The sequence below is a fragment of the Roseimicrobium gellanilyticum genome (genome assembly GCF_003315205.1).
GTDB classification, from domain to species: domain Bacteria; phylum Verrucomicrobiota; class Verrucomicrobiia; order Verrucomicrobiales; family Verrucomicrobiaceae; genus Roseimicrobium; species Roseimicrobium gellanilyticum.
Map to the genome: position 1 here is coordinate 36705 of NZ_QNRR01000013.1, position 25219 is coordinate 61923.

At 59.7% G+C, this 25219-nt stretch carries 20 protein-coding genes; 13 read left to right on the top strand and 7 right to left on the bottom strand.

Annotation, left to right across the window (positions count from 1 at the left end):
- Window positions 1-129: 129 nt before the first annotated feature.
- Window positions 130-1173: a D-alanyl-D-alanine carboxypeptidase family protein gene (locus DES53_RS26475; RefSeq protein ID WP_113961350.1), complete on the bottom strand. Its 1044-nt coding sequence runs from the start codon at window positions 1171-1173 to the stop codon at window positions 130-132.
- An 83-nt stretch (window positions 1174-1256) separates the two neighbouring features.
- Between DES53_RS26475 and DES53_RS26480 the strand changes: the two genes are divergently transcribed.
- The gene (locus tag DES53_RS26480) at window positions 1257-2147 is read left to right on the top strand and encodes a peptidylprolyl isomerase (protein ID WP_113961351.1); all 891 of its coding nucleotides are present in this window, start codon (window positions 1257-1259) and stop codon (window positions 2145-2147) included.
- Window positions 2148-2207: 60 nt separating this feature from the next.
- Here DES53_RS26480 and DES53_RS26485 read toward each other — a convergent pair whose 3' ends face one another.
- Window positions 2208-2951 (bottom strand): hypothetical protein, encoded by a 744-nt coding sequence (locus DES53_RS26485; protein WP_113961352.1) that lies wholly within the window; start codon window positions 2949-2951, stop codon window positions 2208-2210.
- 16 nt (window positions 2952-2967) lie between these two features.
- A complete protein-coding gene (locus DES53_RS26490) occupies window positions 2968-6330 on the bottom strand; it encodes a DUF7133 domain-containing protein (protein WP_170157432.1) in 3363 nt (1120 codons plus the stop codon).
- A 118-nt stretch (window positions 6331-6448) separates the two neighbouring features.
- Between DES53_RS26490 and DES53_RS26495 the strand changes: the two genes are divergently transcribed.
- The 4 genes from DES53_RS26495 to DES53_RS26510 all read left to right on the top strand — a co-directional run bounded on the left by DES53_RS26495 (window position 6449) and on the right by DES53_RS26510 (window position 11847).
- Window positions 6449-8512, top strand: a complete 2064-nt coding sequence (locus DES53_RS26495; RefSeq protein ID WP_113961354.1) for an FAD-dependent oxidoreductase — start codon at window positions 6449-6451, stop codon at window positions 8510-8512.
- Between the two features lie 75 nt (window positions 8513-8587).
- Window positions 8588-9550: a prolipoprotein diacylglyceryl transferase gene (gene lgt, locus DES53_RS26500; RefSeq protein WP_113961355.1), complete on the top strand. Its 963-nt coding sequence runs from the start codon at window positions 8588-8590 to the stop codon at window positions 9548-9550.
- 217 nt (window positions 9551-9767) lie between these two features.
- A complete protein-coding gene (locus DES53_RS26505; RefSeq protein WP_113961356.1) occupies window positions 9768-10973 on the top strand; it encodes a hypothetical protein in 1206 nt (401 codons plus the stop codon).
- Between the two features lie 82 nt (window positions 10974-11055).
- On the top strand, window positions 11056-11847 hold the full coding sequence (locus DES53_RS26510; protein ID WP_113961357.1) for a TatD family hydrolase: 792 nt from the start codon (window positions 11056-11058) through the stop codon (window positions 11845-11847).
- 368 nt (window positions 11848-12215) lie between these two features.
- Here the strand turns inward: DES53_RS26510 and DES53_RS26515 are convergent, their stop codons facing one another.
- Window positions 12216-15899, bottom strand: a complete 3684-nt coding sequence (locus tag DES53_RS26515; RefSeq protein ID WP_113961358.1) for a PVC-type heme-binding CxxCH protein — start codon at window positions 15897-15899, stop codon at window positions 12216-12218.
- A gap of 116 nt (window positions 15900-16015) precedes the next feature.
- On the opposite strand from DES53_RS26515, the gene DES53_RS26520 reads away from it, so the two are divergent.
- Window positions 16016-16930, top strand: a complete 915-nt coding sequence (locus DES53_RS26520; RefSeq protein ID WP_147263632.1) for a redoxin family protein — start codon at window positions 16016-16018, stop codon at window positions 16928-16930.
- Between the two features lie 24 nt (window positions 16931-16954).
- Here the strand turns inward: DES53_RS26520 and DES53_RS26525 are convergent, their stop codons facing one another.
- The gene (locus DES53_RS26525; RefSeq protein ID WP_113961360.1) at window positions 16955-17632 is read right to left on the bottom strand and encodes a YggS family pyridoxal phosphate-dependent enzyme; all 678 of its coding nucleotides are present in this window, start codon (window positions 17630-17632) and stop codon (window positions 16955-16957) included.
- 133 nt (window positions 17633-17765) lie between these two features.
- Here DES53_RS26525 and DES53_RS26530 point away from each other — a divergent pair, with 133 nt between their 5' ends.
- Window positions 17766-18689, top strand: coding sequence for an endonuclease/exonuclease/phosphatase family protein (locus DES53_RS26530; RefSeq protein ID WP_211325707.1), 924 nt, complete (start codon window positions 17766-17768; stop codon window positions 18687-18689).
- A 23-nt stretch (window positions 18690-18712) separates the two neighbouring features.
- Here DES53_RS26530 and DES53_RS26535 read toward each other — a convergent pair whose 3' ends face one another.
- Window positions 18713-19396 (bottom strand): 3-keto-alpha-glucoside-1,2-lyase-like domain-containing protein, encoded by a 684-nt coding sequence (locus tag DES53_RS26535; RefSeq protein ID WP_113961362.1) that lies wholly within the window; start codon window positions 19394-19396, stop codon window positions 18713-18715.
- Window positions 19397-19449: 53 nt separating this feature from the next.
- Here DES53_RS26535 and DES53_RS26540 point away from each other — a divergent pair, with 53 nt between their 5' ends.
- From DES53_RS26540 to aac(6'), 5 genes are read left to right on the top strand one after another with little or no spacing between them, the layout of a single operon-like run.
- Window positions 19450-20079 carry a L,D-transpeptidase gene (locus DES53_RS26540; RefSeq protein WP_147263633.1) on the top strand — a complete coding sequence of 210 codons (630 nt, stop codon included), beginning with the start codon at window positions 19450-19452 and terminating at the stop codon, window positions 20077-20079.
- A gap of 37 nt (window positions 20080-20116) precedes the next feature.
- Entirely contained in the window at window positions 20117-21394 is a 1278-nt protein-coding gene (locus DES53_RS26545; protein WP_113961364.1) for a 4-hydroxy-3-methylbut-2-enyl diphosphate reductase, read from the top strand.
- Between the two features lie 60 nt (window positions 21395-21454).
- Window positions 21455-21949: a hypothetical protein gene (locus DES53_RS26550; protein WP_113961365.1), complete on the top strand. Its 495-nt coding sequence runs from the start codon at window positions 21455-21457 to the stop codon at window positions 21947-21949.
- A gap of 44 nt (window positions 21950-21993) precedes the next feature.
- Window positions 21994-22488, top strand: coding sequence for a hypothetical protein (locus tag DES53_RS32610; protein ID WP_147263634.1), 495 nt, complete (start codon window positions 21994-21996; stop codon window positions 22486-22488).
- Window positions 22489-22504: 16 nt separating this feature from the next.
- On the top strand, window positions 22505-23284 hold the full coding sequence (gene aac(6'), locus DES53_RS26555) for an aminoglycoside 6'-N-acetyltransferase (RefSeq protein ID WP_113961490.1): 780 nt from the start codon (window positions 22505-22507) through the stop codon (window positions 23282-23284).
- 21 nt (window positions 23285-23305) lie between these two features.
- Here aac(6') and DES53_RS26560 read toward each other — a convergent pair whose 3' ends face one another.
- The gene (locus DES53_RS26560) at window positions 23306-24241 is read right to left on the bottom strand and encodes an AEC family transporter (RefSeq protein ID WP_113961366.1); all 936 of its coding nucleotides are present in this window, start codon (window positions 24239-24241) and stop codon (window positions 23306-23308) included.
- Window positions 24242-24340: 99 nt separating this feature from the next.
- Here DES53_RS26560 and DES53_RS26565 point away from each other — a divergent pair, with 99 nt between their 5' ends.
- Window positions 24341-25219 carry a LysR family transcriptional regulator gene (locus DES53_RS26565; protein ID WP_113961367.1) on the top strand — a complete coding sequence of 293 codons (879 nt, stop codon included), beginning with the start codon at window positions 24341-24343 and terminating at the stop codon, window positions 25217-25219.

Below are 25219 nucleotides of genomic sequence, written 5' to 3' on the forward strand. Positions count from 1 at the left end.
GAAATCGAGGCGTGATTGCACGCACTACCGACTGAGGGGGGAACTCCTGCCCCCCTCAAGGTGTGACCTGCCGACAAAAATAAGGCCGCACCCTTGTGGGGAGCGGCCTCTCAAAACTTCTGTCTGCGGTTACTTGCTCAGGCCCCAGCGCATCATCGCCATGCCATCATTCCAGATGTACTTGGTCTTGGTACCAAGTTGCACGAGCAGCACATCCTTGCGCCAGCTGTGTGCCGTGGAGACGAGGCAGCGGCCAGCGGCCACGGTGTAGCCGGTCTTCATGCCATCGCACTCCGGCATGCGGCCGAGAATCTCGTTCGTGTTCTCAAGCGTGATGGTGCGGCCACTGGCAAAGCGGAAGGTGTGGTACTTGCGCTTCACCGCATCGCGGATGATGGGATTGCGATACGCGGCCATGGCAATGCGCGCCATGTCCCTGGCGCTGGAGTATTGGCCACCAGCAGTGAGACCATGCGGATTGCGAAAAGTTGATTGCGTGGCGCCCACGGAGCGCGCCTTGGCATTCATCTTCGCGCAGAAGGCGCTGATGCTGCCGGCATTGTCACGGGCCAGGACATTGGCCACGTCGTTGGAGCTCTTGATGAGGAAGGCGTACAGGAGCTGGCGACGCGTATACACTTCACCGGGCTTCACTCCGAGCTTGGAGGGCTCCACCTGCACGTCACTGGCTGCAATCCGCACGGTCTTGTCGAGATCCCCGGCCTCGGCCACGACGAGCGCCGTCAGCAGCTTTTGGGTGCTGGCGACACCACGAACAGTATCCGCATTGCGGGCGGCAAGCACAGCACCATTTCGTGCATCAACGAGGATGTAGGAACTCGCCATGATCTTTGGCGCGCTGGTGCCCACATTGGAGGGGCTGCTGACAGCGGGCGGCGGCGGCGCCATGGGACCGCTGGGAGGGGCTACGGCGGTGGGCTGGGGAGCATACGGTGAGCTCTGCGCCATCGCCGGCATGGCATAGGATGCATACTGATAGCTCGGCGCACCCATGGAGGAAGCGGGCACCACGGCGCGGTCACCCATGCCACCGTAGTAGGCGGTCGGCGCATAACGGGGAGGCTGTGGCGGTGGTGTGGGCGATGTGCAGCTAGCGAGGCTGAACGCAGCGAGCAACACGGCAAAGGGGGCGGCCAGGGTTTTGCAATGCATCGGCGCGGATCTTCAACCAAAATGGGGGATCCGCAATATGAAGTTCCCATTGCGCCCGCGTTTCCGTAAGCCTTTACTAAGGCATGGCTCTCATTGTTAACGGCGAAGAAATCGAAGACGAAACCATCGAGAACGAGTTTCGCACCATCAAGGGGCACTACGAGCGCACCCTGCAGGTGGCGTGTTGTGAACGCGATCCGGAATTTCGCGCCTTGGCCAAGGACAATCTGGCCTCGCGCCTGATCATCCAGCAGGAAGCGATGAAGCGTTTTCCCGAAGTTTCCACCGAGGACGTGAAGAGCCGTCTGGCCAAACTCATTGAAGAGTCCGGCAGCGAAGATCAGTTCCTCATGCGCATCGGCATGCCCGTGAAGGATGAAGGGCTGCTGCATGCTCAGGTATCCAACGGGGTGCGCATGGACAAGATGATGATCGCGGTCTATGCGCCGGAGCCGACACCGACGGATGAGGACATGCGCGCGTGGTATGAGAAAAACATCCAATACTTCCTCACCGAAGAAGAAGTGAAGGCCTCCCACATCACGCTGAGTCTTGCCGGCGCCAGAAGTCGCGCTGAAGTCTACACCCAGGTGCGTGAGCTGCGCGGGAAGGCCCTGGCTGGTGCGGATTTCGACGCCCTTGCTGTGGAACACAACAGCAACAAGGAAACACCACCGGACTTGGGCTGGTTCAAGCGTGGCGAGTTCATGGAGGAGTTTGAATGCATCGCCTTCTCCATGAATGAAGGTGAGGTCAGCCCGGTCTTCACCACCCAGCTCGGCTTTCACATTTGCAAGCTCACCGGCCGCAAGCCCGCCGTGCCGAAGCCCTTTGATGACGTGAAGGACGAAGTCCGCCACCGCATGCTCGAGCAGCATCGCGATGAGAAGTTCAATGTCTTCGTGGATGAGTTGAAGAAGGCCGCGAGCATTGAAGACACGGATCCGGATGAGGGATGCGGGTGTGGACATTGAGAGGGCGAATTCCGTCGCTCCAAGAAGCGCTCCAACCCTTGGCGCGCCTTCTCTCCGCGGTTACTTCGAGCCCTCGGCCTTGATATGCCGGATGAGCTCTGACGCGCCAACCTCTTGCAGCGACTGCAGTCTTCCTTTCGAGTCGCGGGTCATCATGATGCCACTGGTTGTGACGGGCACATCAACGCTGCCAGTGACGGACGGTCCGTCTTCCCGGCAGCTCAACACGATGCCACCCAATCTCACCATCTGCCTGGTGTCATCAGGAACGACAGCACTCTCGGCAAAGTAAACCACATCACCCTTTCCTGATCTGTCGATCAGCATGACTGGAAGAGCTACCGGCTTCTCAAAAGAAACCAGGCAGCGAATGCCATCCAAGGCATTCCAATCCATGCGGCAGGCACCATAGGGCAATCCGTTGAAGCTGCCGGCTTTCATGGCAGGACGGGGCGACACCATCGTCGTCTCTTTTGCCGTCGTGAACTGGAGACCTTCGGCCGTGCCCCCCGACAAGGTGAGATGCTCCGAATTCACCAACTTCAGAACGGCCTCATTTCCGTTCTCGTCCACCTGCTGTACCGACTCTGCCCGGACCACACTCTTGAGAGGCACCCGGGCCTTCTCTCCTGGGCCCTTCACGCCTGGCGGGCTCTGCACAAAGGTGAAATGGAAGAACCGCTTCTCCGGTGCAGGTCGCGATACACCAAGGAGCATCAGGAACTCTGCTTCGGCAGCATAACCATCTCCGAAGACAGCGCCTACGGCCCCTGCGGTCGTTCCAAGGAAGTGTCGACGTGTCATAGTTCTATTCAATGGGCTATTGCAACGTTCTCAAATACGCATGCAGATCCGCGAGCTCTGCATCGGTGAGTCCCATTAACAATCCCGGCGGCATCAGGGAGACTTCGGCTTTGCGGCGTGATTGGAGTTCTTCACCGGTGATGCGCACGGTTTCATCCGGCGTGGTCTGCACCAGCACGGCACTGGGAGAATCATACACGGCACGACCGATGAACTGGCGGCCATCCTTGAGGGTGAAAGTCTCGCCCTCCCACGTGGGAGAAATCTGGCGGCTGGGATCGGAGGTGTGCAGGAAGAGATCGGCGACGCTCCATCGTGTGGTCACACCTTTGAGGTCAGGCCCGAGTCTGGCGTTTCCGGAATGGCAGCGAGCGCACTGGCGCTGCTCGAAAATGACCTTGCCCTTCGTGGAGTCGCCTTTGGAAACGTCGAGTTTGGCCCAGCGGGCTTGTTCTTCGGCGAGGTTGAGAATGGACGATGGAGGAAGAGCCTTGGCTTGCTCTGGAAAGAACTCCCTTACCGCAGCTTCAATCTCTTCAAACGTCTCAAGCTTGCGACCATTTACCCGTTGAGTTGATTTCAGATGTTCCGCCGCGGCATCTTTCAGGCGTACCAGCAGCTTCTCCCGGGAAGATTGCCCCTGAAACCGCCTCGCGGCGCGCAGGTGAATGACGCAATTTTCCGCCCACCATGTCTGCACATTTTTCATGGTCTGCTCTTCACCGCCTGCATTCGGACACGGCATGAATGTTCCCACCATCATATCCAGAGATTTCTCCACGACGGACGCCTGAAAGGACTCCATTCCCCGCACAGCGATGCTCCAATATGGGGTAGCATACTCTGGCAAAGAAAGAATGGCAGCATCCCGTAGCGACAGATCGGCCACCTGCTTGATCACCAATTCCAGCAGCGCTGCCCCCTTCGGATCGGACATCACATTCGAATTCAAGATGGCTTTGCGAACTGCCGGATCTGTCGCCCGCTGTAGTGCGAGCTGGCTCCCCTCCGAGAGCTTCGGCGTCCTCTCCTTGATCACCTCCCCCGCCAGCTTCACCAGTTCCGGTGACCATGTCTTCACTCGCTGCGCGAGCATGAACACCGCTTCCTGACGCACATCACCCTCCATGGCGTTGATGAACAAGGTGTGCTCCGCGAGTTCGAATTCCTTCTGCGCGATCATCACCTCCACGAGCTTGGGATTCTTCTTCAGCATCTCGGCAAAGGCGGCACCCACCATCTCGCTCCAGAAGCGGCTGGGATATTGCTGGCGGGTCTGCATCTTGCGGGAGAGGTCCAGCCACGCACACGCGATGGTGGGCAGGGCGTGATCTACATGTGGCTTCGTGCGACGTGTGGCGACGAAGAGGTAATGCAGGTCATCTTCCACTGAAGATTCCCGGGTCCATTTGAAGGGAAGTGTTTCCCAGAATCCCCTCGGCTCCGCGCCAGTCATGGCGACGAGGCGCGCGTATTCATAGTCCTGTTCCGCCGTGCCGTTGTTCCAGAGGTCGTGCATGGACTCCGTCTCTGCCGCGTTCCTCTTGGTCTCTGCCTTCATGGAAACATAGCCATCATCCCATCGCGCCTTCTTGTCGAGATAGACATCCCCCACCCGCAACTGGGCACCACGCAAGCCACCCATGTCACCTGAGTTTTTGTCACCGAAGTGAGAGGCGCGTTTGAAGTCTTGCAGCGCGAGATTGGGCATGCCTTCGGTCTCGCCGTTTTCCTTGAAGCTTTTCCCAAGAAAACCCTTGGTCATCATGATGGCTTCATATGCGGCGCGATGTCCATGCGATCCCGCTTCCACAGCGAAAGCCTGAAACCAGTCATTCGCCTGCCGCTCCTCCAGCTTCGTGTTGCGCTCTGAGGCCCAGGCCATGCGGGCGGGAAATTCCCGCGCACGATTCGTACGAGACCCGTCCTTACGCTGGATTATGTCTCCTCGAAAGCGCCAACTCACCTCCTCACCCACCTTTGGCGCCACACCACCAAACAGTTCCGTGAGAATCTCCACGGCACGAATATCCTTGTACTGGTCATTGCCCAGCGTCTCCGCAAGCAACCACCGCTCAAACGCACTCTCGCCAAGCTCCTTCGCCTGCGGCACCCACTTCGCACGCGACCATGCCGCGTCTGGTTGGTCTGCAGCAAGCACTTGCGCCAGCGCATCCTTGGGATCGTCCGGTTTCATCAATGCGGCTCGGGCGCCATAGGAAATACGATACACGCCTCCCTTCGTCTTACGCCCCCCGGTAGATACAAACAACGATCCATCCGGCGCGATGGCTAGAGCTGTGGGCGAGAAACCAGCATTGCCCGTGGACTCAAGGAACACCTCATGCGTGGCCTTGTATGAGGCCTCATACTTGTCCGCGTGAGCACCTCCCCCGCCGCGTGCCACGCGCTCGGGCTTGATGAAATAGATCCGCCCAAAGGTCCAGCAGGCGAAGAAGATCCCATCCCGATACCGCTCGGGGAATTGCCGGTGCCGGTAGCAACGCATGCCAGTGGGTGACCCACGACCCACTTCAATCATGCGGTCCACCACATCCGGCCACCACTGCGGGCGGCTCCAGGAGCTTTGCCAGCCGGCATTCACCCAGCCATGATGGCGTCCACGTCCGACATCAAACACCCGGCACGGCGTGTAGAAGGGAAGGTGCTGCACGCGCTCACCATCCGAGTCCCACGTGAAGAGTGAGCCCACCGAGTTGAAGCACAGGTCATACGGATTGCGGAATCCGTGCGCGATGACCTCGCGCTGCTTCCCATCCAGAGATACACGCAAGATGGCGCCGCCGGTCACTTTGCGAATCGGCGCGGTGGGAATGTTGTTGAGCGTCTCCGAAATGCCTGAGTCATTCCCACCAATGATGTAGAGCCAGCCATCCGGTCCCTGGATGATGTTGTGCACGCCGTGCTCACCGCCGGTCTTCAATCCACTGACAAACTCCACCGGTGGTCCATCCGCCGCGCCATCACCATTGGCATCGGTGAATTTCCACACAGCCCCATCACCGCTCGCATAGAGATCGTTGCCCACAAAGCACAGGCCCTGCGCACCGGATTTGGGTACCTCAGAAAAGAGGACAGCCTGTTTTGCTTTAGGCGCGTCTGCAGGAGCCGCAGGATCGGTCATCAGAGTCTTGATGTACCCGGGTCCGGACACAACCACGCGTCCCTGCGAATCAAACGTCATGCAGGAAATGTCGTGGGCCAGGTCGTCGTCCGCATACAGACGGCACTCGAAGTCTTCCGGCAGGCGGAAGCCACCCTGCTCCACCATCTTGGGTGAAGGTTGCTCGGCGAGCAGCGACCCGCCCAAAATCCCAACAAGCAAAAGAGGAACCACAGTACTGAGCATGTGGGTCATGCTACCCTGAAGCCAAACCAGCTGGCAAGCGCGTACCCATTCATGAAACAATGCTGTCACCGATCCTCCACTTTTGCCCCTTTGCAGCCCGGCACGTTGTGTGCGTACATCGCAGACCATGAGCACTGTACCCGCGCGACATTATGATGTGGTCATCCTCGGCGGTGGATTCGCCGGCGTGTACTGCGCCCAACAAGCGACGAAGCGGCTGAAAGGCACCGGCAAAACCGTGGCGCTCATCGCGGCTGAAAATCACATGGTCTTCCAGCCCATGCTGCCGGAGGTGGTGGGTGGCTCGCTCTCGCCCCGTCACGTGGTAAATCCCATCCGCCTCATCTGTCCCCGGGCGGATGTCTTGAAGGGCACCGTCTTTGCCCTGGATCTGCACCACAAAACACTCACGCTCACCGGTGGCCAGTTCACCCCCGATGTGAAGGTCACCTTCGACCACCTCGTGCTGTGCCTGGGCGCGGACGTGGATGTGAGCCGCATCCCCGGCATGGCCGAGCACGCCTACCTGATGCGGAATGTGGGTGACGCCATGAAGCTGCGTGCCGCCATCATCTCCCGCATGGAAGAGGCGAACCTCATTTCCGATGAAACGACACGCCGCAAGCTGCTGAACTTCGTGGTGGTGGGTGGCGGCTACTCCGGGGTGGAGACCGCCGGCCAGATCATGGACCTGCTGCACAGCGTGTCCAAGTTCTACGAGAACATCAAGCCCGAGGACTTCAGCGTCAGCCTGATTCACAGTGGGGAGCATCTGCTGCCCATGCTGAGCACCTCCCTGGCGACCTACACGGAGAAGAAACTCTCCGAGATGGGCGTGAAGCTCATGCTGAAACAGCGCGTGCGCTCCGTGACAGCCCGCTTTGTCGTACTGGAGGACGGCACCAAGCTGGAAGCCACCAGCGTGGTCTGCACCGTGGGGAATGCGCCTCATCCGCTCATCGTACGCCTGGGCCAGCAACGAGCACTCACCGTGGAACGAAACAAGGTGATGGTGAATCCCACCGGACAGGCGCTGGGCCAGACCCACGTGTGGAGTGCCGGGGACTGCGCCAGCTTTCCCAAGTCAGGCGGAGGAAGCTGCCCGGAAACGGCGCAGTTCGCCTACCGGCAGGGTCTCATGATCGGCGACAATATCGCGCTGGCCATGAAGGGCGAAATGCTCAAGACCTTTGACTTCAAGGGGCTTGGCGAGCTGGCCTCCATCGGCCACCGCAGCGCTGTGGCGAACATGATGGGCTTCAACTTCTCCGGCATCCTCGCCTGGTTCATGTGGCGCACGGTGTACCTGATGAAGCTGCCCGGACTCGACCGCAAACTGCGGGTGATGACGGAGTGGACCTTCGACCTCTTCTTCCCTCGCGATATCAACCTGCTCACACCGCAATACTCCTCTCCCATGGAGGAGATGCATCTGGAGGCCGGGGACATCCTCTTCCTCAGCGGTGAGCCGGCGCAATCTTTCTATGCGGTAAAACAGGGCCGGGTGAACATCACCGACGACAAGAACGAAGTGGTGAAGTCTGCGACGAAAGGCGACCACTTTGGCGAGCGCGCCCTGCTGGGCGACCGCATCTGGCGCTTCAATGCCACGGCCATGGAACCCACCACCCTGGTGGCCATCAGCGCGCGTACGTTCGACAAGCTCGTGTCCTCCATTGGCTCGCTGAGCCAGCTCTTCAAACGCACCGCAGAGACGTACGACCGTCCGCAGGACATCGAGCACGTGCTGGCCAAGCTCCCCCAGCGCTGCCGCAGCGGCGTGGCGCGGGATCTGATGATCACGGACGTAGCCGTGCTGCGTGAGGACGGCATGCTGAGTGAAGCGCTCGAGCTCTTCCAGAAGGAACGGCACAGCACCTACCCGGTGGTGGATGCGTCCGGTCATGTGCGTGGCGTGCTGCGCCGGAACGAGTGCTACCAATGGCTGAAGCACCATGCCATGGATGAGAAGGCCCGAGTCCGCGACCTCCCGCTGCACCGCCCCCTTTTCATCGCGCCGGACATGCCCCTTCCTGATGTCTTCGAGACCCTGATCCGCACCGGTGCCAGCAAGGCGATCATCAGCGGTTCGGACTTCAAGCTGCAGGGGATGCTCACACTCTTTGACCTGCTCACCTGCCCTGTGACTCCGGAAGCGACCCCGGCCGAGGTCGCGGTGCCTGTGATGTGACCTTGCCACAGCGCGATTGCGGGGCGAAACATCGGACCTCCGCATTACCTTCCCCCGCTCCGCCCAGTCTTGTCCATGCTCGCCTACTACCTGCACGACCTCAGCCCTGTCATCATTCAGTTCAGCGAAAAGTTCAAGATCCACTGGTACGGGCTGGCGTATGTGATGGGCTTCTACTGCTGCTACCTGGTGATGGTACACCTGGCGAAGAAGGGTCTCGGCTCGCTGAAGCCGGATCAGGTTGGGGACTTCATCACCTTCGCGGCGCTCTTCGGCGTGGTGCTCGGCGGCCGCCTCGGGTACATGCTGCTGTACAATTTTGAGGGATTCATCCGCAATCCGATTTCCCTCTTCCGGCTGTGGGATGGCGGCATGGCAAGCCACGGCGGCATCGCGGGGCTGGCGCTCTTTTCCCTCTGGTTTGCAAAGCGGCACAAGATTTCCTGGACTGGCATTGGTGACAATCTCGTGGTCGGCTCGCCGCTGGGTATTCTCTTCGGTCGCCTGGCGAACTTCATCAACGGCGAGCTGTACGGAAGAAAAACCGATGTGTCGTGGGCGATGAAGTTCCCCACGGAAGTGCACGATCCCAAGTTTCCACAGATCGCACCATCGGACTTGGGCATCTCGGCCGCAGGCGATGTCTTCCCAAAGCACAGCAACGAAATCGTGGCCCTGGCGAAAAGCACGCCAGATGGCCTGCAGAAGCTGCAGGAGGTGCTGACCCCGCGCCACCCTTCGCAACTCTACGAAGCCGCATGCGAGGGTCTGCTCCTCTTCCTTGTGCTCTATTTTGTGCGGGTGAAGTTCAAGAATCTGCCGAACGGCGTGCTGACCGGCCTGTTCTTCATCCTCTACGCCATCAGCCGCATTTCCGTGGAAACCCTCCGGGAGCCCGACTCTGAACTCATGCTGTACGACACCCTCACCAAGGGCCAGTTCTACTCCATCTTCATGATCGCCATTGGTCTGGCCTTCCTGATCTTCGGCTTCAAGTGGGGGCAACGCCCAGGCGTGCGCACGGCGGAAGGAAAGTAGTCCGCTGGGCTTCGGCGGTCGGGCGAAAAGCCTGCAAGACTTACTCCTTCCCCCGGCTAAAGCGGAGATAGGCCCTCGTCCCTTTCCCCAGAAGGCTCAAGCATCTCGCCCCACCGCCGCCGGAGCCCGGCGGACTACTTTCTGTATTGAGCGAAACGCACCCAAGCTCGGTCTGAAAGTGACCGGCTGGCTCCGGCGTGTTATGCTTTCCCCTGTCATGAAGCCCCGATTCCTGCCGTTCCTGGCCACTGCGCTTTGCCTGCTGCCCTCCTTCCTTCGTGCTGCCGAAGCTGAATCCAAGCCGGAAGAGTCGAAGCTGCCGCACACGGATTTCGTCCGCTTTCAGGAGGATAAGAAAGGTGCGCAACTCCAGACGGCCGTCGCCACCTATCGAAACAACCGTGGTGTGGTGGTGGACCTCATTGGCGCCATCCACATCGGAGACAAGAACTACTACGATGTGCTGAACGCCTACTTCGAGGACTACGATGCCCTCCTCTATGAAATGGTGGGCGATCCGGTGGAGCAGTATCAGGAGCCTGAGGATCTCCCTGAGCCAGCACCTCAGCGCGGAAAGAAAGACCCGCTGCCCCTCAAGAAGCTGAAGCCGAAAGCGCCGTCCACCACGCCTGCAAAGCCGCAAACGGAGGGTGAGTTCGACGCCGAGCAGCGCGTCAAAGATCTGGAGGCCTACATCCAAAGGGGCAAGTCCGAGCCCATCTCGCCCTCCAACTACGAGGCAGAAGCGGCAGCTCGCGACAAACTCCGCTGGCTGAACCCCATGTACGACATGCTGAAGAACACACTGAAGCTGGAGGCGCAGATCGATTGCATCGACTACACCCGGCCGAACTTCGTGCATGCGGACATGACGGCCCGAGCCTTTGCCGCAAAGCAGGAAGAACGGGGCGAAGGCTTCATCCAACTGTGGATGCGCATGGCCAGGGCTCAGGCACTGGCCCCGGCCCCAAACTACAAGGACCCGGGACTGCTCAAGGTCCTGGAGATCCTCTGCCGTCCCGACAGCGCCACGGAACTGAAGCGCCTGATGGGTCGCATGTTTGATGCCGTAGAGACGGTGATGTCAGGCATGGAAGGACCGGAAGGCTCGGTGATCATCTCTGATCGCAACAAGGTGGCCCTCGAAGTACTGAAGATTCACCTTGGCCTGAACAAGAAAAAGTTCGGCATTTTCTACGGAGCCGCGCACCTGCCGGACATGGAGAAGCGCCTGGTCGACATGGGCTTCACCTTGGAAAAAGTGGAATGGATCACCGCATGGGATCTGCCGCCTGAGCCACCTCCTTTCAAGAGAGAGGCCAAGCCGAAGGCGGAACAGAAATCTGCCCAGCCGGGCGCACCCTCCACCACCCCGGCCACACCTGAAGCAGTCAAGCCTGCACCTGCCGTCGAAGCCAAATAGACAGCGGCATCCCCCCATTCCCGCCTTGCAGGAGGCCTTGAACGCGGCTTGAGACACAGTCCGCTCCACGGAATCATCTTTCATGCTCACGGACAGTCACGCTCACCTCGCCTCCAAGCAGTTCGCCAACGAAGTGCCGGACCTCATCAACCGCGCCCGTGCCGCGGGGGTTTCACGCATCATCTGCATCGGCACCACCCTGGAGGATGCGAAGCAGGTGCTGGAGATCGCGAACACGTATGAGGAAGTCTACGCCACGGTGGGCATCCACCCCTGTGATGCGGACACCGTGACGGATGCGAAATTCACCGAGGAACTGCGCGCCCTCGCCGATCATCCCAAGGTGGTGGGCATTGGCGAGATCGGCCTCGACTACTATCACAAGCCGCCGGAAGGATTCTCTGAACAACAATGGAAGCAACACCAGGCCTTCGTGCTGGAGCAGCAGCTCGCACTCGCCGCGGACATGGGCTTCAACGTGGTGCTGCACAATCGCGAGAGCTTTGATGACCTCGTGGCGCATGTGCTGCCGTGGTCCGGAAAACTGCGTGGTGTCTTCCACTGCTTCACCGGCAACTCGGAGCAGGCCCTTCCGTTGATTGAGAAGGGTCACCTCGTGAGCTTCACAGGGATTGTCACCTTCAAGAATGGTCAAATCATCCAAGAGTGCGCCAAGGCTGTGCCTGCTCATGGATTCATGCTGGAAACGGATTGCCCCTATCTGGCACCGATGCCGCATCGTGGGAAACGCAATGAACCCGGCTATGTGGCGCACACGGCCGAATTCGTAGCGAATCTCCGTAGCGTGAGCGTGGATGAACTCGCGCGGAGGACGAGCGAGAATGCGACGCTTTTCTTCAAGAGGAGGAAGTAAAGCATCTCCATGTGCGCCATGGCCACATACCAGCGGACCATATCGCTCTCAAAGAAGGAACACGATGATTGGCCCAAGCAGCAATGAACTGCGCTTTGCGTCGTGGAGTGCGGCGGCAAGCGCTAAGGCGCGACGCCGCTTTGAACGAAGCGCCCGGACATTCGACACACCGAACCACACGCCAACATCCACCCTTCATGATGGCGCAGGTGTTGGAACGCGGACACAAAGCTGCACATCAACACCTCCGGCAAAAGCGGTGTCGCGCTTGAAGCTTGCCACCGCACTCCAAGACGCAAAGCGCTCCATCACCATCCACCGTCATTTCACTGCGCACCGCGCTGCCATGTCGAGAGCCTGCCAGTTGCTCACTTCCTCGCCAGCAAATACGCGAGCAGGTCATGCAAGTCCTTCTCCGGGATCAACTCCCCAAACCCCGCAGGCATCAGTGAGAACTCGCTGATCTGATCTTCCGTGATGTCCGCTTTGGGAATCGCATGTTCCTGCCCGGCAGCATCCGCGAAGTACTGCACGCCATCCTGCTCGCGGCGGAAGAGGCCAGTCATGAGATTGCCGTTCTTCTGCTTCACGAAATGCAAACGGAACGCAGGGTCTACGGCGCGGTTCGGATCGAGCAGGTCCTCCAGCAAACGCTCCGGCCCACGCGCACCGATGCCATCAAGCTGCGGCCCGACCAGATTTCCCGTAACACCGATGCGATGACAGATGGCACAGTTGATCTGGTAGACCTGCTGTCCGTGCTTCTCATCCGGCTTGGCCGTGGCGAAAGACTTCAACCGCGCGGCAATGATGGACTTTGCAGCTTCATTGGTGGGCGGCAAGTGGGCCGTGACTTCGGACAGGCGCTTCGCAATTGTCGGCGCATTCAGTGCTTTCACCTTGCCGCTCACCAGAGGGTCTGCCAGCACTCGCGCAGGTGCGAGTGTCAGCAATTGCTCTGCACTTGCCGTCGTGCCCGCCAGCGCGGTGGCGAGCTTCACCTGCGCGCGGAATGGCAACGCGCGGAACGCCTTGCCCAGTTCCTCGGCAGCCTGCTTGGGGGTGTTCAGCACCGCGAAGACGGTGGCAGCCAGCTCTGCATCAGAGGCCAGCGAGGCCACCTGGGTGAAAGGCATATCCCGCAGAGTGCCGGCCATGCATTCCGCCAGCGCGCTACGCGTAGCGGCGCTGTAGCGTTCTTTGGCATCGAGTTTGCCGAGAAAAGCAAGGGCATCCGCCCCGGTGCCTTGTTCACTTGAAAGCTGGGCCAGCGCGCGGATGCGTTCATCACGACGATCCACATTCTGCGGCAGCGCCAGTACAGGAAGCGCGGGCTCAAATCCGCCCACCGCCAGCCATGCAAAGGCACCAGCTGTATCACCATCGGATAGTTCCAGATATACCCTGCCACTGCCTCGTGGCAGCGTGTCATCTTTCCCAGCTCCCTCGGGTTTGGTGGCGAGTTTCCATGTGACCTTCTGTGCCACATCATTCCGCGGAGGCTCTGCCTTGGCTAGTTCCTGTCCTGTGGTGGCATCGACGAGCCGCACGAAGTTCTTGCCGTGCGATGGTGCGGCGGGGAATCCGTTGTGGCCGGCAATCCAAAAGGAGAACTGCTCGGGCAGGTCAAACGTGCCTGAGCGGAATGTCCCGGTGAATTTCTCTCCACCGGGGGGATGGCTGTCGAGCAACATGCGCTGCTGTTCGTCACCACACTTCACCATCTTGGCATGCCACGGATTGGGATTCGCAACCGTTGGAGGCTGCACCAGCTTCCACGCAGTGGGAGTGTCCTGCTTCAGTGAAGCCAGGAGCTTCTGGGTCAACTGCGCCGACCACGCCTGCATCGCGTCTCCTGATTTCGAGCCGCTCTTTTTCTGGCCTTCTCGAATCGCCTGATACAGGTCCAGTTGACCATCCATGTCGGCGGCGAAGTGCTCCTGCACCAACGCAATCAGCTCCGCCTCGCGTGTGGCAGGAAGGTGCTTCGCGAGGTGTGTGATCTTCGCCGGCAGCTCGGGAGTGGCATTGCCCTTCTCCTTCACATACTTGAGCAGCCACTCCGCGGACTCGCTGGTGGGAATTGAACAAGCTACAAAGGCAAGCTCATCATCGTGACGTGTCCTGGGGAATTTGAGATCTTCATATTTCTGAAAAGCGCCCGGTTGAGAGAGCCACGCACGCACAGCCATCCTCCACGCGAGGATGAGCGCAGGGTCCCCGGAATCATGCACGAGGAAGAGTTCCTTGCGCGCAGGGTCGCTGTCGTCATTCGAGGGATAGAGAATAAGCGGTGGATAGGGGTACTCCTCCGGATGCTGCACCATGGCCAGCGCACCAGCCCGCATGGAAAATCGACCGCGCGAGTCGAACTGCAGATTCGGCACCATGTGATCCCCCTCAAATCCGCGGCATCCAGGGAACCAGGTTTTCTTTTCTGCCATGGCGGTGATGCAGGCGACGGAGAGCCGTTCATGATCACCCTTCAAGACAGGTCCACCTACCATCAACGTACGCCCGATGCGCGATGCGATGGCTTCATCTCCCAAACGGAAAGCCGCCCACATGGCGTGCACATCCTGGATGCCGATCCCATCGCCTTCATCGAGCTGCCACTTGGCATAGTCACTCACCACCGGCGCGTCCTCTGCTTCCGGCTTCCCGGTGATTTCCTCGCGCGCCAGTTGGAGAGCTGGGCGGCCGATGCGTGTGACCAGTTCTTCTGTGGCCAGATAACGTCGGGTGATATTCGGAGAAGTGAGCTCCACCATCAGCTCGCCCGCCTTCTTCGCCGCGAGATTGCAATCCGTGAGCTTCCCCGTGTGCCCCTCCTTCACCACGCGCCAGATGCGACCGCGCTCGCGATCGCGTCCGGGGTGATCCAACGCCACTTCGTAGTGGCCAATGATGCGATTGTAAAAATCCACGACATACAGCGCACTGTCCGGCCCCAGATGAAGATCCACCGGACGGAACCAGGGATCCGTGCTGGTCATGAAGTCCGGCTCTTCATTCGCCTTCGGAGTCGTGCCATTGAAGGTGACATGATCATGATTCACCTTCGAGGTGACCGGATTGCCAAGGAAGGTGTGGTCATCCCACTCAGGCCCCCACACACCGCCATCCAGGTACACCACACCGGAGATACCAGTGCTGCCGTGCGAGTGCGCGCACATCACCGGAGCGTAACCGAGGCCATCATGTGGCTTTCCAAAACTCGGATAATACGCTCCGCGGATGAGCTGGTAGATCGGCGAGCTGTGGCAGTCGGCAGAGTAGAGATTGCCCATCGAGTCCCAGCAGAGGCCAAAGGGATTCACCTGTCCTCTCGTCCAGATTTCCACCCGTGAGCCATCCGGCTTGAAGCGGAAGGTATTTCCGCTGTGCAGTTCGAGTGAGGATCCATCCTTCGCCTTCACATAGCTCGTGTTGTTGAAACCATGTGTGGCGTATACCCAGCCATCCAGACCAAGGCGCAGGCTCGAAATCATGCCGTGCGTGTCCTTCTCGTAGCCGAGCGGCCCAAGCACAATGGAGCGCTTATCGCACTGACCGTCGCCATCCGTGTCCTCGAGATAGAGGATGTTCGGGATGCTCCACGCAATGCAGCCCTTTTTGTACGGCAGCACACCCGTGGGGATGTTCATATCCTTCGCGAAAACCGTTACCTTGTCCGCACGGCCGTCGCCGTCAGTGTCCTCCAGAATGCGGATGCTGTCCCTAGAACCGGGAGCGGAGGTGGTGTCTGGCGACCACTTGTCCTTCGGCACCGCGTAGGGATACTCACGCGTGCTGCTCACCCAGAGACGGCCGCGCGCGTCGAAGGCCATGTTGATGGGCTTGCCTCCGATCAGAGCTTCGTCTGCAAAAAGCTCCACGCGAAATCCCTCAGGCACCTTGAAGCCCTGCATCTCCTGATTGGGAGATTGTGGGTCACTGGCCCGCACGAGGTGGTCGTCCTGGCCGCGCAGGGATGCGGTCAGACTCAGGCCAAGGACAAAAATGACCGTGCACCATGGGCGGTACGGATGGGGACTTGATACCGGAAGCATGACTTGTGAATACGGGAGGCTTCAACGCAGGTTTCAGTGCCTTTCCTAACGCCGTTGGTTCAGTGCGGAACGGAAATTTTCATCGACAATTCATCCCATACTCCGACTATGGCATCATGAGCACGCGCCTTTTTCCCATCCTCGCCGTGACCGTGTTCTGCAGCTTCGGCGTTCTGGGTGCCCAGCAGATCTCGGAGGAGCAGTTCCAGAAGCTCTTCAATGAGGAGGCCTCCCTTGAAGAATTCACCAAGGCAGCCGAAGAAGCAGCCAAGGCTGGCGTGTCCTCCCAGATCCTCGCGGAGGCCAAACTGATCTGGGGCCTGGGCAACGAGAACCCAGATTATCTTACGAAGATCCTTCCTGAACTTGAGGTGGCAGCGAAGAACTTCAAGCCCGAGGACTCCGCTACAATCACCAACCCGGATGAATTCAACGGCTTCATCAGCTACATCCGCGCGCTGGAAGCGAAAAAGCGCGGTGACGAAGCCGCACTGAAAAAGCACGTCTCCGAGGCCCTCTGGCTGAATCCTGACCAGGCTGACACGCTCGGCGACACCATCAGCCAGTTTCGCAGAGAGCAACTGATGGCCAAGGTCACGATAGATATGAAGCTGCCCATCACCACCAGCAAGGGCGAGGCTACGACGCTGGCGGACCAGCTTGGCAACAACAAGGCCATCCTGCTCGACTTCTGGGCCACCTGGTGCGGCCCATGCATCAACCTCATGCCCGAACTCCGCAAAAATGCCGAGCTGCTGAAGAAGCACGGCATTGTCGTAGCCGGCATGAACAATGAAAGCGACGAAGCGAAGGCCGACGAGATGCGGGCGAAGAAGGACATGAAAATGCCCTGGCTCGTGGAACCGAAGGGCAGTCCCTTCAGCGAGCAACTCGGCATCGACAGCATTCCACGCATGATTCTCCTCTCGCCTGAAGGCAAGGTGCTCTACAATGGACACCCCAAAGAGTCAGGTCTCTGGGAGGCATTGAAGAAATTGGACTCCACCATCAAGGAGCCCAAGGAAGACTAGAAGGCCTGAAAACAGAACAGACGTCTAGCGCTTGCCAAAGATGGCGCTGCCCACGCGCACAAAGGTGGCGCCCTCCTCCACCGCCACGGCATAGTCGCCGCTCATGCCCATGCTGAGCACCGGGAACTTGGTGCCTGCCAGTTTCTCCAGTTTGTCCCGGTACTCACGCAGGAAGACAAAATACTTCCGGCTGTCCTCCGGGTCCTCACTGATCGGTGGGATGCACATCAGGCCGTGGATCTCGATGCGGTCACATTGCAGCAAATCTTCGAGCTGGGTCTCCAGCTTATGCGCTGGGAATCCATGCTTGCTCGCCTCCTCCGCGACATTCACCTCAAGCAGAACTTTGGGAAACACACCCAGCTCGCCCGCGATGCGATTGATGTCATAGGCGAGCTCCAGGCTGTCCACGCTCTGAATCATCTCCACCACAGGCAGCACCTTGCGCACCTTGTTGGATTGCAGGTGGCCAATGAGATGCCAGCGCAGCTTCGCCGGGAGGTCCGGAGTTTTGCGCAGCAGTTCCTGCACCTTGTTCTCACCAAAGAGAAGCTGTCCTGCGTCCACCGCCTCGCGGATGATTTCCACGGGAAAGGTCTTGCTCACCGCCACGAGTTCCACCTCCTCCGGTCTGCGTCCCGCCTTGGCAGCTGCGGCGGCGATGTTGGACAGCACTAGTTCAAGATTCTCGCGGATATCCATGGATGGGTGGAGCGGCGTGTAACCGGACCGTAGCGCGACAGAGGCGCGTGGGGCAAGTGGGATTCGTCGTTACAGCTCGTTTGTCCACAATTCATCTCTTGCGCCAGGGATGGCTCACGCGAAAGAGAGCGCCATGATTTTCCGCACCATGCTGCATCGCATCGCAGGAATCCTCGGCTGCCTGCTGCTGGTGACCGGCATGCTGCTACACCTGACGGTGCGGGATGGCCACAAGTGGATAGCCACCCTCTTCTACGCCATGCCGCTGCCGCTGATCCTGGTGGGATGGCTCATTGCTGCGGCATGGCATTTTCGACAAAGGACATTCCTCATCGCCAGTCTCTGCATGGCCTTTCTCACCGCATGCTGGTGGCAGGCCACGTCCTATCGGAAGGAAACACAGGTGAGATCCGCATCACCAAAGCCTTCCGGCCTGAAGGTCCTGTACTGGAACATGGCGCACCAGAAGCTTCCCAGCACAGACTTGGAGCAGCTCATTGCCACACATCAACCCGACATCGTGGGGCTTGGCGAGGTGGGGCTGCGCTCTGGAGACTCCAATCCCCTGGTGCGGCATCTGCCGCCTGGCTACATCGCGCTGAAACCCGAGCACGGCATGGGGCTGGTAGTCCGCGGCAACGCTCAAGTGCAGCAGATCACCAGAATCAAAAAGACACGCAGCAAGTTCCTCCAGATGGATGTGACCGTGGACGCCAAAGTCTGGCACATCATCCTGGTGGATGGTGATGCCGATCCTTTCCTCAGGCGCGAAGAACTGCTGGGTAAGGTACTGGCAAAGACTCAAGCGTCCCACACCCTGGTCATGGGTGACTTCAATACCCCACTTGAATCCCAATGGTTCGACCCATGGCGAACAGCGGGCCTGCACCACGCCACGGAAGGGGCCCGCACGGGCTTTCGCGAAACCTGGCCGCGTCACTGGCCGGTACTCACCATCGATCACCTCTGGTGTACACCAGAGACACAACCGGTGCTCTTCGAGCGCGTGAGCCTTCCCTCCTCCGACCACCTCGCGATCGTGGCCAGTCTCCGGTAAAGAGAGTCCGCAATAGCGGCTGATTATTTCTTCTCCACCTTCGGTGCTTCCGCAGCCAGGGGTGTAAGCTTAATATTGCGGATGCCCGCCATCGTCGCATACGTGGTGAGGGAGAGCGGCTGATAGTCCTCAATCGGACCTGCACGCACGCCGATTCTCTTCCCTTCGATGTCCACGTCGATGACCTTCTCCTCCCCCACCCAGGCGGAGATATTGGCGGGGGTCACGCGCAGCTTCACGGCATACCACTTGTTGTTATCGAATTTGCGGTAGTGGCCGGTGGAGTTTTCGGAGGCGTCCATGCCATCGATGCTGGAGATGCCGGTCACGCTGCCGCCCCAGCCGCCGAGCACGAGGGTGGCACAGGTCTTGGGGCTGCCCACCGGGAAGGTCAGGCCGCAGAAGAAGTCCACGCCATCCAGCCGCTGGGCATCCAGGGTGATTTCATAGTTGGTCACCGGGAGGTCCTTGGCCTTCTTGTAGACTACTCCGGTGATGGAGTCGCCCGCACCGATGATCATGTCCTTGTCCTTGATTTCCACGGAGCCGCTGCCCCCGGCATCACGGGCCTCCCAATCATCCAGCGAGCTACCGTCAAAAAGCACGATGGGCTTCCCGGCCGGGGCGGAAGCGGGCGCGGGCTTGGGGTCGGCGCAGATAGCGGGGGTGGCGAGAGCAAGAAGGAGCAGGAGACGCAGAGGGTTCATGAGGAAGACAAAACGGTGGAGATGGGCAGGATGTGTGCTACGAAGCTCACCGCATGAGATTTCCGCGTCAATTCCACAAAATCGCCATCCGCGTCGCCTTGGCCTGTGGCCTGGGCCTTCTGGCGAGCTGCACGACTGCCAAAGTCGGCCGCCACCCCTACTCCACCACCTACGACCCTCCCCTGCTCCAGGCGAACAACCCCTCTGCCGTGAAGGTGAAGCTGAGCACGGGCGCTCAGCGCGTGTACCTGGTGGAAGGTGACCGCGTCCTCCTGGCCTCCCCCTGCTCCGTCGGTACGGCCAAGGACCCCACCCCGCACGGCCACTTCAAGATCTACAGCAAGACCTTCCAGCGCCGCCGCGTGAGCCAGCCGGGAGCCGGCTACCCCATGACGTACTGGATGGAGTTCAAGACTGCCTACGGCATGCACTGGGGTTTTGTGAAGCCCTACCCCTGCACGCATGGCTGCGTACGCCTGCCCATCAAGACCGCGCAGAAGCTCTTCAGCGCCGTCCGGCCCGGCACCCCCCTCCACATCGCCACCTCGCACCCCGAGGACGCCACGGTTGGCAAGTCCCTGCCCATCCTGGATGATGGCCCCATGCCCGACCCGCCCTGGAACTACATGATCAGCCAGCAGGTCTTCACGGATGCGGCAAAGGGTAAGTTCTACACGTACTGATTTAGCTAGTTCGAGATTCGGTTAGATTCCCCACGAAATGTCCGCACCCACCGCCTCGCCCAGCCCCGCTCCCGCCAAAACCCGGCGTGTCAATGTCCGCACACCGGAGGTGATGGAACGCGTGCAGGCGGAGGTGGAGACCCACTACCGCAGCGTGCTAGTGGAGAACCTGCGCAAAGCGGGCGGCGTGCTCACCGTGGGGCATACGACCATCCGTCTCGCGCGTGATTTCGGCTTCTGCTACGGCGTGGAGCGCGCCATCGACCTTGCTTACGCAGCCCGTCGTGTGTTCGCTGATCGCAAAGTATACCTCCTGGGTGAAATCATCCACAACCCCGAGGTGAACCGCCAGCTTCAGGAGATGGGGATCATCAGCATCCCCATCAGCGAGCACGAGGCGAAGCTCTCCACCTTGGACCCCGATGACGTGGTCATCGTGCCCGCCTTCGGTGCGGAGACCCGCCTGATGAACATCATCAGTGAGCGCGGCTGCTCCGTGGTGGACACCACCTGCGGCGACGTGATGAGCGTGTGGAAGCGCGTGCGGGGCTATGCCAAGCAGGGCTTCACCTCCATCATCCACGGAAAGGCGGAACACGAGGAAACCCGCGCCACGTCCTCCCGAGCCATGGGCGATGCGGGAGATGGCCACTTCCTCGTGGTACTCACGCTGGATGACGTGGACTACGTCTGCGACTACATCCGCAAGGGCGGCAATCGTGAGGAATTTCTGCAGCGCTTCGGCAAGTCTGTCTCCAAGGGATTCGACCCGGACAAGCACCTCACCCGCGTGGGCGTGGCCAACCAGACCACGATGCTCAAGTCCGAGACGGAAGAACTGCAACGTCGTGTGCAGAAGGCCGTGGAAGACCGTGACGGTGCGGAAGTGGCAAAGCAGAATTTCCAAGTCTTCGACACCATCTGCGGCGCGACGCAGGAGCGACAGGATTCGCTCTTCGACATGCTGCGCAAGCCGCTGGACGTGCTGCTGGTCGTCGGCGGCTACAACAGTTCCAACACCACGCACCTGGTGGAAATCGGCGAGAAGGAACTCCCCACCTTCTTCATCCGCACCGCCGAGTGTCTGAAGAGCTTCAGTGACATTGTGCACTTCGACCTCCACCTGAAGGCGGAGAAGACGAGCTACTCCAACAAGCTGGCGGGCAACGACCCCGTGGTGGTCGGCGTCACCGCCGGCGCCTCCTGCCCGAACAACCTCGTGGAGGACACCATCATCCGCGTCTTCGAACTGCGCGGCACTCCCAAGGCCGAGGTCATGGCCGAGGCAGAACGTGTGGCCGCTCCAGTGGAGTAGGTCATTCCCCTTTCAGAACAGGCGGCGACAGACGCACCCCCCAGGCAGGACGTTTCAGGTATGGGATACCATGTTTACATCACCCGGGAAAAGAACGGCGTCGACTCGGATATTCCGCTGGAGGACTGGTTGCAACATGTCGCAAGCACACCCGAGCTTGAGTTTGAAAAGCCCCAGGGCGATGACCTCGCCAGCCAGTTCACCCGCTCCGTGCATGCGGCGCATTGGAGTGGTGCTGCGGAAGAGTACGCCTGGCTGGGCTGGTCCCATGGCGAAATCTGGACCAAGAATCCTCCGGAGAAGCTCATCGGCTACATGATCGAGATCGCCCCGAAATTTGGCGCACGCGTGCGTGGCGATGAGGGGGAATACTATCGAACGCTTGATGATGTGTACTACGAGGAAGACGGTCGCGTCGTCTCCCAGGAGGAACAAAACCAGAGGCAGGCAGCATCAGCCGCCTTTCACAAGAAAAAGCGGCTGATGTGGAATATCCTTCGCCTGCTACTCTTGCTGATGGCTGCCTACTTTCTCACAAGGCAGAATTTTCGTTGAGCCAAACACCTTTCGTTGACCAAGTTGAGTTGGATGGTGTTGAGATGAAGAAGATGAAATCGTTCCGGCTCTATGTGCCGGGGCCGCCACCGGCTCCGGAGCGGGTCGTCTCTGATTTCTCGGTGGGAGAGAAGGCCGCATTCGCAGAAACGTTCAAGCCGCTGCTGGAGCGATATCGAACACGAATTCGCATTGGCTGGGCTGTTGGCCTGGTGTCCGTCGCTTGCGTTGTATTGAATGCTGTTCTCGGACTCTTCTGGCTGGAAGGTTTCACCGGCTTTGCGTTTGGTTTTTTGGTGATCGTGACACTGATATACCTCGGGAAATTGCCGAATTGTCCGGGTTGCGGGAATCAACCCCATCACCCTCCCAATCAGTTCTGCCCTGAATGTGGCAGCCGCGCGCTTCAACGAGCTGGAAGTACCCGCCATGCCCACTGCCGGCAATGCGGATTGGCGATTCAATCCCGCAAAGGCAGGCATCACAAAATCCGCCACTGCACACACTGCGGCCTCCACCTGGATGAACATGGGCTCTAAAGACATTTTCCCCCTCATGCGCGCCACCATTTGCCCTGCAATTCCCGAAGATGCATCGGGCTGGCAAGCGCTGCGTACCCAGCTCTGGCCTGACGCAGATTCCGCGAACGAGATTGCGCAGTATTTTGCCGAAGATCCCAAAGAACGAGGGCAGGCCCTGCTCGCCAGGGATCCCCATAATGTCATCTGTGGCTTCATCGAGCTTTCCGTGCGACGCGATTGGGTGGAAGGCTCAACGACGTCACCCGTCGCTTATGTGGAGGGTTGGTTTGTGCACCCCCATCATCGGAAGAAAGGGATTGGCAAAGCCTTGCTGACAGCCGGGGAAGTCTGGGCTCGTGATGCGGGCTATAGAGAGATTGCGAGCGACACCCTGATCGACAATCAGGACAGCATCACCGCCCACCGCGCATGCGGTTATGCCGAGGTGGAGCGCTCGGTCCACTTCATCAAGCCGCTACGCCTGACCCTGGCTGAGTATTTGAAGACCGCTCCCCCCGCTGATCGATTCGTGTGGGCAGTGCACCAGGTTTATGGCCCCACCAACTATTGCTGCCCTCTCCATGGCACTCCGCTGGAGATCGTGGATGTCTTCGGCACTCGGGTAGATATTTCACACATCGAGGCCGTCGTGCGAGCGACGTTGGAAAATCCCCACTGCATTGGGAACAGCTACAGATTCCAAGCAGACGAGTGGTTTGATCAACCGCAGAAACTTCCATACTGCCCGGTGTGCGAAACAAACTATCGCGCCGCCCTCGCAGCCGATCGTGAGGGCTCGCTCATCCGACATTGAATCTGCGCATTTTCGCCGCGCTCACGTCCCAAACCTCAGATACACCGTGATGGTCAAAATCGACAACAAGGTCGAACCAATGATCGCCTTCGCCGTCACACTTGCCTCGCGGCGGTAGTACTCGGCGAGCATGAATGGTCCGGTCCCTGTAGGCAGCGCAGCGAGGAGCACGGCAGGATGCAAAAGCGACGGTGGCAGGTGGAACACATGCTTGCCCAGCATCCACGCAGCGAGCGGATGCAGCACCAGCTTCATGCCCATCAGCAGGTTTACCGCTCCGAGATCACTGGTCGTGCTCTCGCGCTTTTCCGCCAGGAACAATCCCAGACTCACCAGCGCACAAGGCGAAGCCGCTCCACCGAGCAACTTCAGGAAGCTTGCCCCCGTGTCGGGCAACGATGTGCCGGTGAGAGGGAAGAAGGCTCCCAGGAGAGGTGCCACCAGCAGGGGATTCTTCGCCAGCGAGACGCCCACCTTCCAAATGAGCTGGCTGGTCCGTCTCTCGGTCTGCAGCCCGACCTCGACCAACACAATCGCCGCGGCAAAGATGACGCATACGGTGATGATTGAAGCGATCAGCGTGGGCGTCATGGCACTGGAGCCAAAGGCCGCGAGAGCCAGCGGAAAGCCCATGTAGCCTGTATTCGCATAGCTGCTGCCCAAGGCATCGATGGCCGCATCCGCGAGGTGCCTGGGACCACGCCAGCGAATCGCCAGGGTCACCGCAAAGACCAACACGCAGCTCAAGCCAAAGGCACTGATGAGGCCCGGCTGCCAGATCTCCGAGAGCTGGGCCCGGGCAATGATATCAAACAGCAGGGCCGGCAGCGCGAGGTACACCACGAAACGGTTCAACTCTCCCGCCGCATGCGGGCCCATCACACCAGTCCTGCGCACCACCCATCCCGTGAGGATAAGCGCAAACACAGGCAGAACGATCAGGAGGGTGGAAAGCATCGCTTCTCAGGAAGGAAATCGGAAGGACCGAAAGAATCGGGGTTCTCACTCATTCCTTCCAATGCTACTTTAGGTGCTGATTCATACCTTTTCCGTATCATGGCTGATATCCGGCAGATGCGCTATTTCGTCGCCCTGGCAGAGACCCTGCACTTCGGCAGAGCTGCGGAGCGACTTCACCTCACGCAGCCACCACTCAGCCGGCAGATTGCTGCACTAGAGAAATCACTCGGTGTGCGATTGCTGGAACGTGACACGCGCCACACAAAACTCACCCACGCCGGGCAGCGTTTCCTGGAAGATGCGAAGGCGACCCTGGTTTCGTTCGACCAGGCATGCCAGAACGCGCGGCTCGCCGAGATGGGTGAACTCGGCGAGTTGAAGATCGGCTTCATGATGCACGCCGCCTTCACGATTCTGCCGCGGCTCACGCGCCGCTTCATCTCGACCCATCCGCAGGTGAAGCTCCACTTGCGGGAAATCATCCCGAGCACGCTGCCGGATGACATTTTCAGCGGGCACATTGATGCGGGGATCATGTTCCCTCCAGGACAGATCAAAGGCCTCGCATTTCAAGCGCTCCATCACGAGCGGTTGTGTCTTGCCCTGCCTTCGGGGCATCGCCTCGCGGGCCGTTCTCGAATCAATCCCACGCATTTGCAGGGCGAGGCACTCATTGCCACTCCCGAAGATGTCTCCCCCTCCTTGCGCGGCGCCATTCTGGATTGGTTTCGCTCAGGCGGCTCCAGTCCCACCATCCGGCTGGAAACCCAGTTGCAGCAGACGATTGTGAGCCTGGTAGCAGAGGAACTCGGGGTCGCCCTCGTGCCCGAGTCAATGCGGAAGCTCGGCGTCGCCGGTGTGACGTTCCGTCCCCTCGATCATGCACCGAAGATCGAGCATGGCATCGCATGGCGCCCATCGAATTTGAATCCTTCGCTGCCGCTTTTTTTAAAGTCGGCGGAAGTGGGAGGGTGA

Bases quoted from the DNA above. Each gene is read 5' to 3' on its own strand.
- DES53_RS26495 (WP_113961354.1), top strand. From the start codon at position 6,449: ATGAGCACTGTACCCGCGCGACATTATGATGTGGTCATCCTCGGCGGT.
- DES53_RS26565 (WP_113961367.1), top strand. From the start codon at position 24,341: ATGGCTGATATCCGGCAGATGCGCTATTTCGTCGCCCTGGCAGAGACC.
- DES53_RS26525 (WP_113961360.1), bottom strand. From the start codon at position 17,632: ATGGATATCCGCGAGAATCTTGAACTAGTGCTGTCCAACATCGCCGCC.
- DES53_RS26535 (WP_113961362.1), bottom strand. From the start codon at position 19,396: ATGAACCCTCTGCGTCTCCTGCTCCTTCTTGCTCTCGCCACCCCCGCT.
- lgt (WP_113961355.1), top strand. From the start codon at position 8,588: ATGCTCGCCTACTACCTGCACGACCTCAGCCCTGTCATCATTCAGTTC.
- DES53_RS26545 (WP_113961364.1), top strand. From the start codon at position 20,117: ATGTCCGCACCCACCGCCTCGCCCAGCCCCGCTCCCGCCAAAACCCGG.
- DES53_RS26520 (WP_147263632.1), top strand. From the start codon at position 16,016: ATGAGCACGCGCCTTTTTCCCATCCTCGCCGTGACCGTGTTCTGCAGC.
- DES53_RS26540 (WP_147263633.1), top strand. From the start codon at position 19,450: ATGAGATTTCCGCGTCAATTCCACAAAATCGCCATCCGCGTCGCCTTG.
- DES53_RS26505 (WP_113961356.1), top strand. From the start codon at position 9,768: ATGAAGCCCCGATTCCTGCCGTTCCTGGCCACTGCGCTTTGCCTGCTG.
- DES53_RS26560 (WP_113961366.1), bottom strand. From the start codon at position 24,241: ATGCTTTCCACCCTCCTGATCGTTCTGCCTGTGTTTGCGCTTATCCTC.
- DES53_RS26550 (WP_113961365.1), top strand. From the start codon at position 21,455: ATGGGATACCATGTTTACATCACCCGGGAAAAGAACGGCGTCGACTCG.
- DES53_RS26510 (WP_113961357.1), top strand. From the start codon at position 11,056: ATGCTCACGGACAGTCACGCTCACCTCGCCTCCAAGCAGTTCGCCAAC.
- DES53_RS32610 (WP_147263634.1), top strand. From the start codon at position 21,994: ATGAAGAAGATGAAATCGTTCCGGCTCTATGTGCCGGGGCCGCCACCG.
- DES53_RS26480 (WP_113961351.1), top strand. From the start codon at position 1,257: ATGGCTCTCATTGTTAACGGCGAAGAAATCGAAGACGAAACCATCGAG.
- DES53_RS26475 (WP_113961350.1), bottom strand. From the start codon at position 1,173: ATGCATTGCAAAACCCTGGCCGCCCCCTTTGCCGTGTTGCTCGCTGCG.
- DES53_RS26485 (WP_113961352.1), bottom strand. From the start codon at position 2,951: ATGACACGTCGACACTTCCTTGGAACGACCGCAGGGGCCGTAGGCGCT.
- DES53_RS26515 (WP_113961358.1), bottom strand. From the start codon at position 15,899: ATGCTTCCGGTATCAAGTCCCCATCCGTACCGCCCATGGTGCACGGTC.
- DES53_RS26530 (WP_211325707.1), top strand. From the start codon at position 17,766: ATGATTTTCCGCACCATGCTGCATCGCATCGCAGGAATCCTCGGCTGC.
- DES53_RS26490 (WP_170157432.1), bottom strand. From the start codon at position 6,330: ATGACCCACATGCTCAGTACTGTGGTTCCTCTTTTGCTTGTTGGGATT.